Genomic DNA, 11,875 nt, shown 5'->3' on the forward strand with positions numbered 1-11,875 from the left:
CCCGCGCCATGACCGACCTCCGCTTCGACTTCATCGACCCCCGCCATCCGCTCTACGAGGGCGAGCTGGAGCTGCGCTTCCGCGTGCTGCGCGAGCCCCTGGGGCATGCCCGCGAGGACGTGAAGTTCCCGTTCGAGGACGCGAGCCTCCACCTGGTGGCCCACGCGGACGGCGTCGTGCAGGGCTGCGTGCTCTTCCACCCCGAGGACGCGCACGGCGGCCGGCTCTTCCAGATGGCGGTGCGGCCGTCACTCCAGGGCCAGGGCCTGGGCGCGAAGCTGGTGCGCAGGCTGGAAGAGGCGCTGCGCGGGCGCGGCTTCCGCCACGTGCACCTGCACGCGCGAGCCCCGGTCGTCCCCTTCTACGAGCGCCTGGGCTACGCGCCGTACGGCGAGCTCTACGAAGAGGTGGGCATTCCGCACCGGAACATGCGGCGCGACCTCTAGGTCGCGGGGGCGTGGGCCGCGGTCAGCCGGCGGCTCCCCCAGAGCACCGCCACCAGCGCGGCGAGCGACATCGCCGCGCCCACGGCGCACACGCCCGGCCAGCCCGCGCGCGTCCACGCCGCCATGCCCGCCCACGCGCCCGCGGCGCCGCCCACGAAGTACGTCACCATGTAGAGGGTGTTGAGCCGGCTCCGGGCGTCCGGCCGCAGCGAGTACACCCGCGCCTGGTTGGCGATCTGGTTCGCCTGCGCGCCCAGGTCCAGCAGCACCACGCCCAGCGCGATGCCCCACAGCGAGTGCCCCAGCAGCCACAGCACGCCGAAGGACGCCAGCAGCACGGCGATGGCCAGCGCGTTGATGCGCCGCCCGACGCCCCTGTCGGCGAAGCGCCCCACCAGCGGCGCGATGACCGCGCCCGCCACGCCCACCACGCCGAAGAGGCCCGCCACCTGCGCGTCGTAGTGCCCGGGCAGCGAGCGCAGGTAGAGCGCCAGCGTGGCCCAGAAGGCGCTGAACGCGCCGAAGGTCAGCCCGCCCAGCAGGGCGTGCAGCCGCAGCACCGGCTCCGTGCGGGCCAGGTGGATGAGCGACCGCATCAGCTGCGGGTAGGGCATGGCGGCCAGCGGCGGCTGCGCGGGCAGCGTGAAGCGCAGCACGACGCCCATCACCCCCATCAGGCCCGCGGCCACGAAGAACATGGTGCGCCAGCCCAGGTGCGTGCCCACGAAGCCCGCCGCCGTGCGCGACAGGAGGATGCCGATGAGCAGCCCGCTCATCACCGTGCCCACCACGCGCCCGCGCTCCGAGGGCGCCGCCAGCTGCGCCGCGAAGGGGATGAGCAGCTGCGGCACCACCGTGGTGACGCCGATGGCGAAGCTCGCCGCCACCATCACGTCCAGGCTGGGGGCGAGCCCCGCCGCCACCAGCGCCACGCCCACGCAGCCACACAGCACGAGGATGACGTTGCGGCGCTCCAGGCTGTCCCCCAGCGGCACCAGGAACAGCATGCCCACCGCGTAGCCCACCTGCGTCAGCGTGGGCACCAGCCCCAGTGCGCCTCCGTCCGCACCCAGCGTCCGGCCGATGTCTCCCAGCAGGGGCTGGTTGTAATAGAGGTTCGCGACGGTGACGGCCCCGGCCACCGCCATCAACCAGACGAGCGAGGGGCGGATCGAAGCGGAAGGCGCGGAATCGGAAGGCGTCTGCATGGCGGGCGGCGCAACGGATAAGCCCCACCTCGACGCGCTTCAAGCAGGACGTGCGCGGGCCGCCACCTTCCGGGCGGGCAGGCCGTGTGCGCCCCCCTTCCCCACGGGGCTCGCGCGCGGCAGGCTGCGGGCCATGCTTCGTTCCCTTCTGCTGTGCGCGGTGCTGGCCCTGGCCGGCTGTGGCGACTCCTCCTCCGGTGACCCCGCGAAGGTGACCTACGCCGAGTCCCTGGGCGTGGACCTGGCCGCGATGAACAAGAGCGAGTCCGGGCTCTACACGCAGGACCTGGTCGTGGGCACCGGCAAGGAGGCCGTCAAGGGCAGCCGCGTGCAGGTGCACTACGCGGGCTGGCTGACGGATGGCTCCATGTTCGACAACAGCCGCGCTCGCGGCGAGGCCTTCACCTTCTCGGTGGGCGCGGGCCAGGTCATCGACGGCTGGGACGAGGGGCTCGTCGGCATGCGCGCGGGCGGCAAGCGCAAGCTCGTCATCCCTTCCGACCTGGGCTACGGCTCGCGCGGCTCCGCGCCCGTCATCCCCGGCGACGCCGTGCTCGTCTTCGACGTGGAGCTGATGAACGTCTACTGACGCCGGCCGCGAAGGGCCCCGGCGTCGCCTTCAGACGCCGGGCGTTCCGCCGGACACGGGCGGCGCTGGCGGCGAGCGCTTCTTCGGGATCGAGGAGCGCCCCTTCGGCCCCTTCAGCGCCACGCCCAGCAGCATCGTCGCGGGCAGCATCATGCCCAGCCCCTGCGTGAGGTCCTGGGGGGGATGGGTCACCACGCCCAGCACCATCCCGGCGAAGAGCAGGCCGCACACGATGCGCAGGACGAGGGCGTTCACGGTCGAGGGCTCCCAGGCGGGCGGTGCCCGGTGGCGGGCGGCCGGAGCATAGCGCGCGGCGCCCCGCCGCGCCGTCCGTTAAGGTGGCCCCGTGAGCCCCCTCCAACGCTTCCAGCCCGGGTACGACCCGCCCGCACGCTCGCGTGACTCCGCGCTCCTCTTCGCCGCGCGCGGCATGGACCTGCTCGTGTCCGAGCGCGAGGGCCGCCTCGACCTGCCCCGCTGCTCGGCCCTGGCGGAGACGGCGGCCGGCGCCCACTTCCTGGGCGTGCTGGGTGAGACGGACTGCTACGCCTCGCCCGTGCCCGGGGGGTTCACGCCGCCGGAGGGGATGAAGTTCGTGCCCGCGCGCTCGCTCTACAAGCAGGTGGACGAGGCGACGTTCGCCGTGGCGGGCCGCGCGCTCTCCATCGTCGAGTGGGACCTGAACCACCGCTTCTGCGGCAAGTGCGGCGCGGCCACGCAGCTCGTGCCGGGGGAGCGCGCGCGCCGCTGCCCGGTGGACCACACGCCGTTCTACCCGCGCATCTCGCCGGCGGTCATCGTCCTCATCACCCGGGGCGACGAGATGCTGCTCGCGCGCAACGCGTCCTTCCCGGAGCCCTTCTTCAGCACCGTGGCCGGCTTCGTGGACCCCGGCGAGTCGCTGGAGGAGACCGTGCGGCGCGAGGTGAAGGAGGAGGTGGGCGTGGACCTGGAGGACGTCACCTACTTCGGCAGCCAGCCGTGGCCGTTCGGCCGCTCGCTGATGGTGGGCTTCATGGCCGAGTACGCGGGCGGCGACATCACCGTGGACGGCAAGGAGATCGCCGAGGCGCGCTGGTTCGGCGTGGACGACCTGCCGCGCATCCCGCCCCGCCTGAGCATCGCGCGCCACCTCATCGACACCTTCATCGACCGGGTGAAGGCCCGCCGGGCTTGACCCCCTCCCCCCAAGGGTGCGCTTGATGCGCCCCTTCGCACCGCACGCCATGCCTGCCGCACGCCCGCACATCGAGCCCCGCCGCGTCCCCACCGCCGACTCCGTCGTGGTGAAGGAACTCTACCTCTCCCTCCAGGGCGAGTCGTCCCACGCCGGCCTGCTGTGCGGCTTCATCCGCCTCACCGGCTGCCACCTGCGCTGCACGTACTGCGACAGCGAGTTCGCCTTCCACGGCGGCAGCCGGATGAAGATTCCGGAGATCGTCGAGAAGGCGCTGGCCTGGAACACGCCCACCGTGGAGGTGACCGGCGGCGAGCCCCTGCTCCAGCCCGGCGTGTATCCGCTGATGGAGTCGCTGCTGGACGCGGGCCTCAAGGTGCTGCTGGAGACGAGCGGCGCCATCGACGTGCGGCTCGTGCCCCCGGCCGTCCACAAGATCGTGGACATGAAGACGCCGTCCTCCGGCGAGTGCGACCGCAACGACTACCGCAACCTCACGTCCATGAACGCCAACGACGAGCTGAAGATCGTCATCGGCTCACGCGAGGACTACGAGTGGGCGCGCGCGCTCGTGCGCGAGCACCGCCTGGGACAGAAGCCCTACGGCGTCCTGTTCTCCACCATCTTCGACAGGCTCCACCCGCGCCAGTTGGCGGAGTGGATCATCGAGGACCGGCTGCCGGTGCGCTTCCAGCTCCAGATGCACAAGTACCTCTGGGACCCCAACGAGCGCGGCGTCTGACGCGGCCCCTGACCTCAACCGCTCGGGGACAGCGCGAAGGCGGTGAGCGCACCGTACGCCACCAGCCCCAGCAGGTTCAGCGCGGACAGGACGCGCAGCACGAGCGCGAGGCGCCGGTCGCCCACCTCCTCGCGGCGCCGCAGCTTGCGCGTGGAGATGACCGTCCCCGCCACCGCCGCCGCCAGCGTGCACGCCAGCGCCAGCAGCGTCTCCTGGACCCCGCCCAGCCTCCCGCGGGCCGACCACGACAGCAGCACCACGGGCGCGCCGAGGAGCAGGAACCCCAGGACGTTGGCCCCCAGCGCCACCCGCACCGCGCGCGAGGGGCGCGTGTCCCGCCAGCGGCGCTCGGCGCAGGGCGCGCAGTACGCCGTCTCCTCCAGCACCTCCGTGCACGCGCCGCACAGGTAGCCGCCGCAGCGCGCGCAGAGGGCCACCGCGGCCACGTCCGGATGCTGGCCACAGCGGGCGCCCGTGGGGCTGGCGGCGGATCCACGCATGCGCCGGGGGCTAGAAGCCGGGGGGCGGCGTGCGGGCGACCGCCGCCGCGATGCCGTGCGCGCCCATGCCCAGGAACACCGCCGCCAGCAGGGTGCTGGCCACGAAGCCCGCGACGATGAGGTTCTTGCGCGGGTGCTCGAACTGGCTGAACGCGTACACGAGCATGTAGCAGGGGATGAGCAGCACCATCACCCCGGTGCCCACGCTGCGGCGGAAGGCGTGCGTCAGGAGGAGGGCCGCGCACACGAGCGAGACGACCCCGAACAGGATGGCGAGTGGCAGGAGCGGCACACCCGCCCCCTTAGCACGCCTTCACCCCTTTCGCGGCGGGCGTGCTCATACTAAGGACGGCCCGCCGCCCACCCGCCAAGGAGGTCCCCACCGTGGCCATGCTCAAGACGTTCCTCATCTTCATCCTGGCCGGCACGCTGCTGGGCACCTTCGTCGCGTCGCTGGCGGCGCCCTCCTACATCGAGTGGAACAACAGCACGCCGCTCGCCACGCAGACCATGTGCAACCTGCCGGAGGTGGTGCGCAGCGTGACGTCGTCGCTGATGCGCTCGCAGCTGATGGGCGCGGCCATTGGCGCGGGCGTGGGCCTGGTGGGCGCCATCATCTTCGCCCTGCGCGCCCGGAGCCGCGCGAAGCAGGGGCCGGGCCCGACGCCGCCCGAGGCCACCGCCGCCTGAGCGCTACTGCTTCGGCACGATGAAGAGCGGCGGCGACTGGCCCAGCAGCACGCCGCCGTTGCGGTCCTCCACCTCCACGTAGAGGTAGATGGGCTGGTGGGGATCATCCAGCGGCTTCGGCGCCGTCCAGGTGGGCATGGCGATGCTGGGGTCGCTGAAGACGCCGCCCGAGTTCGAGGGGTTCTGGGTCCAGCGGAAGTAGATCTCGTCGTTGTCCGCGTCCGTCACCTCCAACTGGAGCTGGATGACGGTGCCCTCCTCGAACTGGAGCCCGCCCGGCGTGGACGGCGATCCCAACGGGCGCGGCCCGGCGGTGATGACGGGCTGGTGGTTGGGGGCACCACACCCGGCGCTTCCCAGCCCCAACGCGAGCAAGACGAACATGAACGAGCGCGAACGCGACATGAAACTCCCCCTGCTAGGAACGGCTACAGCCTAATTCGGCCCCCAACGCCCCGTACACCCGCCCGGCGGCCCCGGCCGTTTCATCAACAGGCGATGAAACCCTCACGCGCCCCGCGTCAACTGTCGCGAGGCGCGCATCCCACCGCCGTGAAGTGAACCCGCTCCACCAACAAGCCGGCGGGGCGTGCGTCAACGCCGTCCCGGACGCGGCATGAGCAGCCGCAGCTTGTCCGCGCGCGGGAGCCGCTTGATGGCGGCCTCGCGGCGCAGGGCGGCGCTCCGGTCCGGGGCGGGCTCGCTCCACACCAGCGTCACCGGCAGCCGGGCGCGCGTGTACGCGGCGCCCTTGCCGCGGCCGTGCGTGGCCAGGCGACGCTCCAGGTTGTTGGTGGCGCCCGTGTAGAGCGTGCCGTCCCGGCAGCGCAGCATGTACACGGTCCAGGCGATGGGAGGGGCTTCCGACACGACGCCCCCACTCTACCGCCAGCACCGCGCCCTTCAGGGGGGCTTCTGCTCGCCCCCACGCCCGCCGCGCAGGCGCGCCAGCCGCCGCGTCCGCTGACGGACCGCGTGCGTCTTGCGCACGCGCGCCATGACGTCCGACACCTGCGCCAGCGGATCCGTCCGCCACCCCGCCAGCACCTGCTGCTCATGCACCACCCCCACCAGGCTGCCTCCCGCCCCCACCACCCCCACCACCTGCACGTGGTACCGCTCCATCACCTTCAAGGCGCCCAGCAGCGTGTCTGTGGGAAAAACTGTGGCGATGAAGGACGACAATGCTTCCCTGAAACCCCGGCCCTGCCCCATTTCCACGACCTCCCCGCGATGGGCACACCTTCCCTGCAACTGCCCTGCCGTCCTGGAAAGGTTCGTGTGCGACACCCCGGCAACGGCCGCGCGTCGGGCGTAGACTGAAGGCGTGACACCACGACAGGCGACGGCACCCCGGTTGAGCCGGATGGCGGACCTCTTCACCAAGGCGGTGGAGCGGAGCAAGGAGGGCCTCTTGACCCTCTCCTTCAAGCCGGACGAGCTGTACCGGGTGCCCACGGACGACGGCGCGGCGATCGCGCTGGGGCGCTACCACCCGCGGGGGGAGCGCCGGTTCGCGGAGCCCGTCCTCCTGTGCCATGGGCTGGGAGCCAACCGCTTCCACATGGACTTCAACGAGCAGTACAGCCTGGCGCGCTACCTGGCGCGGGCGGGGTTCGAGACCTGGGTCATCGAGCTGCGCGGCCGGGGGCTCGCCGGCGCCTGCACGGACTGGAACTTCGACGACCAGGCCGAGCACGACGTGAGGACGGCCTTGCGCACCGTGCTGTCCACCGGGGCCCGGCAGGCGCTCTGGGTGGGGCACTCCAAGGGCGGGCTGATGCTCTACGCCCACCTGGCCCGGAACCCCCAGGCGCCGGTGAAGGCGGCCGTGTCCCTGGGCGCTCCCTTCACCTTCGCGGTGCAGCCGGGCCTGAAGCAGTTCGTGCAGAAGATGGAGCCCCTGCTCAAGCTCAAGGTCATCCCCACCCGGCGCGTCACCAGCATCGCCTTCTTCGGGGCGCCGCCGGGGCCGCTCACCCGGTACATGATGCTGGCGGACAACATGGATCCGCAGGTGGTGCGCTGGGCGCTCGCCAACGTGCCCGCGGACGTGGCCGGGGGCGTGGGGAGGCAGTTCGCCCGGTGGATCACCACCAGCCAGTTCACCAACCACGACGGCAGCTTCGACTACCGCGAGCCGCTCGCCGGGGTGCGGATCCCCTTCCTGCTGCTCGCCGGCAGCCGGGACCTGCTCGCGCCGCCCCTGGCGGTGGCCCGGGCCAAGGAGCACCTGGGCGGCCCGGTGAAGATGCTGGTCGCGGGCCGGGGCCACGGCTTCGCGGCGGACTACGGCCACGCGGACCTCATCCTGGGCCGGCAGGCGCCGGACGAGATCTTCCCCCAGGTGGAGGCCTTCCTGGCCACCCACGCCACCCCCGTCTGACCGGGGCCGGGGCCCGCCGGGAGCGCCGGTTGTCCGGGCCCGCGCGGCGTGCTACCCGGGAGACCGCTCCATGGGCCCATCCGTTCGCTTCCCATCCCGGCCGTGACGTCCCGCTTGAAAGCCCGGCGGCCCGGCACCACCGTGGAGGGTCCCCTGTCCCCTCCCCCGAGGCCCCCGCGCATGCGTCCCGTCTCCTTCCGCGCCTCCCTCCATTCATGGTCCGTCGTCGTCACCCTGGGGCTCGCGCTCGGCGGCCTCGGGCTGACGGGCTGCCGGCCGCAAGCCAAGGAGGGGCCGGACCCCGCAGTGGTGGCCACCGTGAACGGCGAGTCGCTCAGCCGGGCGGACTTCGAGCAGGAGCTGGCGCGGGAGCTGGCCACCACGGAGGGGCCGGAGCCCACGCCGGAGGAGGTGGAGCCCTTCAAGCGGGCGCTCGTGGACACGCTGGTGAAGCGGCTGCTGCTCCTCCAGGCCGCGAAGCAGAACAACATCGCCGTGACGCCCGAGGAGGTGGACCGGGGCGTGCTGCGGCTGTCCGGGGACTACCCGGCGGGCAACTTCAACGAGGTGCTCGCCCAGGGGCAGCTGTCCATGGCGGAGCTGCGCGCGCGGGAGGCGAGCCGGCTCACCATCGAGAAGCTCTTCACGAACCACGTCTACTCGCGCGTGGCGGTGACGGAGGAGGAGCTGCGCGCGTACTACGCGGCGCACGAGGCGGACTTCAAGGAGCCGGAGGAGGTCCACGCGGCGCAGATGGTGGTGAAGGGCCTGGACGAGGCGCGCAAGCTCCAGGCGCAGCTGAAGGCGGGCAAGAAGTTCTCCGACCTCGCGCGGCGCTACTCGCTCAGCGCGGACGCCAAGGTGGGGGGCGACCTGGGCTTCTTCCCCCGGGGACAGATGCCGCCGGCCTTCGACGAGGTGGTATTCAAGCTGGGGGTGGGGCAGGTTTCGGACGTGGTGTCCACGGAGTACGGCTACCACCTGTTCAAGGTGCTGGAGCGCAGGCCGGCGAGGAAGCGGGAGCTGGCGGAGGTGCGCGCGAAGGTGGAGGCGCGCCTCCTGGAGGCCAAGCGGGCGGAGGCGCAGGAGGCGTTCGAGAAGGACCTGCGCGACAAGGCCCAGGTGGTGGTGAACGAGGCCACGCTCCAGGCCATCCGCGGGCGCCCGGCGCCGCAGGCGGCGGTGAAGTGAAGGATTTTTCCGGGGGCCGGGCGGTTGGGCTCCCGGCGTTTGGTCCAAGAGGGTCGTTGCGATGAAGAACCTGGTGGCGTTCCTGGCGGCGGTGATGCTCCTCACGGGGGGCACGTCCGCCCGCGCGGAGCTGGTGGACAAGGTGGCGGCGGTGGTGAACCGCGACATCATCCCGCTGTCGGAGGTGCAGCAGCGCGCCGCGCCGGAGCTCCAGCGCGTCAACTCCGAGATCGACCCGCACAAGCGCGCCGAGGCCCGCGCGCAGCTGATGAAGACCGCGCTGGACACGCTCATCGGCGAGAAGCTGATGGAGACGGAGGTCCAGCAGCTGGGCATCACCACCACCGAGGCGGAGGTGGATGAGCTGGTGCAGGACGTGCTCAAGCAGAACAACGTCAGCGACTTGAGCCAGTTCGAGCAGCTGCTCAAGAACGAGGGCTTCACGCTCGCCAGCTACAAGGACATGCTCCGCAAGCGCGTGGTGCGCGACAAGCTGCTGCGCATGAAGGTGGGCCCCAAGGTGAAGGTCACCGAGGAGGACCTGAAGGCCGCGTACACGCAGTACACGCGCCTGGAGAGCGAGGACGTGGAGGTGCACGCCCGCCACATCCTGGTGCAGGTGGACGCCAAGGCCACGCCGGAGCAGGTGGCCGCCGCGAAGCAGAAGGCGGAGGGCATCGCGCAGGAGGCCCGCCGGCCGGGCATGGACTTCGCGGCCCTGGCGCGCGCCCGCAGCGAGGGCCCCAGCGCGTCGGACGGCGGCGACCTGGGCTACTTCAAGCGCGGCGTGATGGTGCCCGCCTTCGAGAAGGCCGCCTTCAACCTCAAGGAGGGTGAGGTCAGCGAGCCCATCCGCACCAACTTCGGCTGGCACATCCTGAAGGTGGAGGAGCGCCGCAACGTGTCCCTGGCCTCCTTCGAGGAGATGAAGCCCAAGCTGGAGGCCAAGCTCCTCAACGAGAAGACGGAGAAGTTCCTGGACCAGTACGTCCAAGAGCTGCGCTCCAAGGCCAACGTCGAAGTGAAGATGTGAGCCCGCGCCCGGTGGCCACCGCGGACGCGCGGCCCCGCGTGGGCATCTCGCTGGGGGACGTGTCGGGCATCGGGCCGGAGGTGACGGCCCTGGCGCTGGCGAAGCCCGCGGTGCGCCGCGCGCTGGTGCCGGTGGTGTTCGGCGACGGGCCCACGCTGGACGGCTTCCCCCTCTTCCGCCGCTTCCCGCGCGTCGCCCTGGAGGACCTGGGCCGCGCGGAGGGGCCGGCGGTGGTGGAGGTGACGCGCCTCCCGGCGAAGCACCGCGTGCCGGGCAGGCCCACGCGCGAGGGCGGCAAGGCGCAGTACGCCTACGTGCGCGCCGCCATCGACGCGATGCGCGCGGGGGCGGTGGACGCGCTGTGCACCGCGCCCGTGTCCAAGGAGGAGATCTCGCGCGCCGGCATCCCGTTCATGGGCCACACGGAGGTGCTGGCGGACGCGTTCGGCGTGGACGTGTTGATGATGATGGACGGGCCTCGCGTGCGCATCGCGCTGGCGACGAACCACGTCCCCATCGCGGCCCTGCCGAGGCTGCTGACGGTGGAGAAGCTGGTGGCGCAGCTCCAGCTGCTGTCGCGCAGCCTGCGGCCGGTGGTGGGCCGCGCGCCGCGCATCGCCGTGCTAGGGCTCAACCCCCATGCGGGCGAGGGCGGGATGCTGGGGCGCGAGGAGGTGGAGGTGATTGGCCCCGCCATCCGCCTCGCGCGGGCGAAGCGGGTGGACGCGCACGGGCCCATCCCCGCGGACGGCCTGTTCGCCCGGCCGGACGCCGTGGGCGCGAAGTACGACGTGGTGCTGGCCATGTACCACGACCAGGGGCTCATCCCGGCCAAGGCGCTGGACTTCGAGCGCACGGTGAACGTGACGCTCGGCCTGCCGGTGCCGCGCACGTCGCCGGACCACGGCACCGCCTATGCGATTGCCGGCACGGGGACCGCGAGCTGCGTGCCCATGGTGGAGGCCCTGCTCAAGGCGGCCCGGCTCTCGGCGGGAGCCGGGCGGACAGGTGCCTCGCGAGGTCCTCGCCGTCCTCCTTCGGGTCGATGAGCTTCGCGTGCGTGCCCCGCGCGGTGGCGTCCGGGACGATGAGCACGGTGACCTTCCCCGTGGGGCAGTGCCCCAGGCAGGACGCGGGGATGAGCTGCGCCCGGCCCGCCAGGCCGTGGGCCTTGAGGGCCTCGCGCACGCGGCGCGGCAGATCCACCCCGCCCGCCTCCACCGGCAGCCGCATCAGGCAACGGTGACACAGGTGCAGCTCGATGGGGTCTGGGTCCTCCCGCGCGGCCATGCCGCAGTCTAGCGCTGGAAGCGCCGGGTGAGCTTGTTGAGCGGGCTCTCCATTCCCATGGACGCCCGCTCCGTCCACTCCTTGCTGTGCGATGAAGTCCACCGCGTGCCGGTACGCGAGCCGCCACTTCGGCGTCAGCTCCGTGTCCGTGGGGCTGCCGGGGCTGGAGAGGGGCAGGCCCAGCTTCTTCATGCCTTCAACCACCTCCGGCGCGGTGGCGTTCATGTCGTGGCGCAGCAGGCCTTCCGGGCGCGCGTCGAGCTCGCGCACCTTCACGGAGAAGCCCGCCGGGCCCCACCAGGACTCGAAGCCGTCCTTCGTCGTCCACAGCGCCCAGACCTCATCGAGCGTCGCGGGATGGGTGCGCTCGTTCGAGCTGCTGAACGGGCTCCGGGCGAAGCGAGTACAGCCGCTTCGTGCCCTCGGGGCGGACCTGGACGAAGCCCGCCTCCTGGAGGAGTCCCAGGTGACGGGAGGCACCCGACGGGTGGGCGGGCTAGGGCGTGTCCGCAAATCAGAGCCAGAGGCGGATGGAGGCGATTTGGACCATCGCGAGGTAGTTGGCGGCGCGCTTCTCGTAGCGCGTCGCCACCCGCCGGTTCTGCTTCAAGCGATTGAAGAGA

17 protein-coding genes and 1 pseudogene are annotated in these 11,875 nt (G+C 72.1%); 9 read left to right on the plus strand and 9 right to left on the minus strand.

What is annotated here, in order from left to right:
• Nucleotides 1-8: 8 nt before the first annotated feature.
• Nucleotides 9-446, plus strand: coding sequence for a GNAT family N-acetyltransferase (locus U8525_RS19020; protein WP_374267673.1), 438 nt, complete (start codon nt 9-11; stop codon nt 444-446).
• On the opposite strand, the gene U8525_RS19025 is transcribed toward U8525_RS19020, so the two are convergent.
• Nucleotides 443-1,654: an MFS transporter gene (locus U8525_RS19025; RefSeq protein WP_374267674.1), complete on the minus strand. Its 1,212-nt coding sequence runs from the start codon at nt 1,652-1,654 to the stop codon at nt 443-445. The genes U8525_RS19020 and U8525_RS19025 overlap by 4 nt on opposite strands.
• Nucleotides 1,655-1,787: 133 nt before the next feature.
• Between U8525_RS19025 and U8525_RS19030 the strand changes: the two genes are divergently transcribed.
• Nucleotides 1,788-2,243, plus strand: coding sequence for an FKBP-type peptidyl-prolyl cis-trans isomerase (locus U8525_RS19030; protein ID WP_374267675.1), 456 nt, complete (start codon nt 1,788-1,790; stop codon nt 2,241-2,243).
• A gap of 30 nt (nt 2,244-2,273) precedes the next feature.
• Here U8525_RS19030 and U8525_RS19035 read toward each other — a convergent pair whose 3' ends face one another.
• A complete protein-coding gene (locus U8525_RS19035) occupies nt 2,274-2,498 on the minus strand; it encodes a hypothetical protein (RefSeq protein WP_374267676.1) in 225 nt (74 codons plus the stop codon).
• Between the two features lie 91 nt (nt 2,499-2,589).
• On the opposite strand from U8525_RS19035, the gene nudC reads away from it, so the two are divergent.
• Nucleotides 2,590-3,420 carry an NAD(+) diphosphatase gene (nudC, locus tag U8525_RS19040; protein ID WP_374267677.1) on the plus strand — a complete coding sequence of 277 codons (831 nt, stop codon included), beginning with the start codon at nt 2,590-2,592 and terminating at the stop codon, nt 3,418-3,420.
• A gap of 49 nt (nt 3,421-3,469) precedes the next feature.
• Entirely contained in the window at nt 3,470-4,162 is a 693-nt protein-coding gene (locus U8525_RS19045) for a radical SAM protein (protein WP_374267678.1), read from the plus strand.
• 14 nt (nt 4,163-4,176) lie between these two features.
• Here U8525_RS19045 and U8525_RS19050 read toward each other — a convergent pair whose 3' ends face one another.
• Nucleotides 4,177-4,662, minus strand: coding sequence for a hypothetical protein (locus tag U8525_RS19050; RefSeq protein ID WP_374267679.1), 486 nt, complete (start codon nt 4,660-4,662; stop codon nt 4,177-4,179).
• A gap of 10 nt (nt 4,663-4,672) precedes the next feature.
• Nucleotides 4,673-4,954 carry a hypothetical protein gene (locus U8525_RS19055; RefSeq protein ID WP_374267680.1) on the minus strand — a complete coding sequence of 94 codons (282 nt, stop codon included), beginning with the start codon at nt 4,952-4,954 and terminating at the stop codon, nt 4,673-4,675.
• A gap of 98 nt (nt 4,955-5,052) precedes the next feature.
• Between U8525_RS19055 and U8525_RS19060 the strand changes: the two genes are divergently transcribed.
• Nucleotides 5,053-5,352 carry a hypothetical protein gene (locus tag U8525_RS19060; protein ID WP_374267692.1) on the plus strand — a complete coding sequence of 100 codons (300 nt, stop codon included), beginning with the start codon at nt 5,053-5,055 and terminating at the stop codon, nt 5,350-5,352.
• Nucleotides 5,353-5,355: 3 nt separating this feature from the next.
• On the opposite strand, the gene U8525_RS19065 is transcribed toward U8525_RS19060, so the two are convergent.
• From U8525_RS19065 to U8525_RS19075, 3 genes are all read right to left on the minus strand, one after another.
• Nucleotides 5,356-5,757 carry a hypothetical protein gene (locus U8525_RS19065; protein ID WP_374267681.1) on the minus strand — a complete coding sequence of 134 codons (402 nt, stop codon included), beginning with the start codon at nt 5,755-5,757 and terminating at the stop codon, nt 5,356-5,358.
• Nucleotides 5,758-5,946: 189 nt separating this feature from the next.
• Complete coding sequence (locus tag U8525_RS19070) at nt 5,947-6,186, minus strand: GIY-YIG nuclease family protein (protein ID WP_374267693.1); 240 nt, start codon at nt 6,184-6,186, stop codon at nt 5,947-5,949.
• A gap of 69 nt (nt 6,187-6,255) precedes the next feature.
• Nucleotides 6,256-6,537 (minus strand): CBS domain-containing protein, encoded by a 282-nt coding sequence (locus tag U8525_RS19075; protein ID WP_374267682.1) that lies wholly within the window; start codon nt 6,535-6,537, stop codon nt 6,256-6,258.
• A gap of 181 nt (nt 6,538-6,718) precedes the next feature.
• Between U8525_RS19075 and U8525_RS19080 the strand changes: the two genes are divergently transcribed.
• The 4 genes from U8525_RS19080 to pdxA all read left to right on the plus strand — a co-directional run bounded on the left by U8525_RS19080 (nt 6,719) and on the right by pdxA (nt 11,011).
• Nucleotides 6,719-7,738, plus strand: coding sequence for an alpha/beta hydrolase (locus U8525_RS19080; protein WP_374267683.1), 1,020 nt, complete (start codon nt 6,719-6,721; stop codon nt 7,736-7,738).
• 180 nt (nt 7,739-7,918) lie between these two features.
• Nucleotides 7,919-8,929: a peptidyl-prolyl cis-trans isomerase gene (locus U8525_RS19085; RefSeq protein WP_374267684.1), complete on the plus strand. Its 1,011-nt coding sequence runs from the start codon at nt 7,919-7,921 to the stop codon at nt 8,927-8,929.
• A gap of 61 nt (nt 8,930-8,990) precedes the next feature.
• Nucleotides 8,991-9,962: a peptidylprolyl isomerase gene (locus U8525_RS19090; protein WP_374267685.1), complete on the plus strand. Its 972-nt coding sequence runs from the start codon at nt 8,991-8,993 to the stop codon at nt 9,960-9,962.
• Nucleotides 9,959-11,011 (plus strand): 4-hydroxythreonine-4-phosphate dehydrogenase PdxA, encoded by a 1,053-nt coding sequence (gene pdxA / locus U8525_RS19095; protein WP_374267686.1) that lies wholly within the window; start codon nt 9,959-9,961, stop codon nt 11,009-11,011. Before U8525_RS19090 ends, pdxA begins: the two co-directional genes overlap by 4 nt.
• Here pdxA and U8525_RS19100 read toward each other — a convergent pair.
• Both U8525_RS19100 and U8525_RS19105 read right to left on the minus strand, forming a co-directional pair.
• The gene (locus U8525_RS19100; protein WP_374267687.1) at nt 10,932-11,732 is read right to left on the minus strand and encodes a hypothetical protein; all 801 of its coding nucleotides are present in this window, start codon (nt 11,730-11,732) and stop codon (nt 10,932-10,934) included. The genes pdxA and U8525_RS19100 overlap by 80 nt on opposite strands.
• Before the next feature lie 34 nt (nt 11,733-11,766).
• A pseudogene (locus U8525_RS19105) lies at nt 11,767-11,875 on the minus strand (IS5/IS1182 family transposase); the annotation flags it as partial.

Origin of the sequence: Corallococcus sp. RDP092CA (genome assembly GCF_041903675.1) — a bacterium.
GTDB lineage: Bacteria > Myxococcota > Myxococcia > Myxococcales > Myxococcaceae > Corallococcus.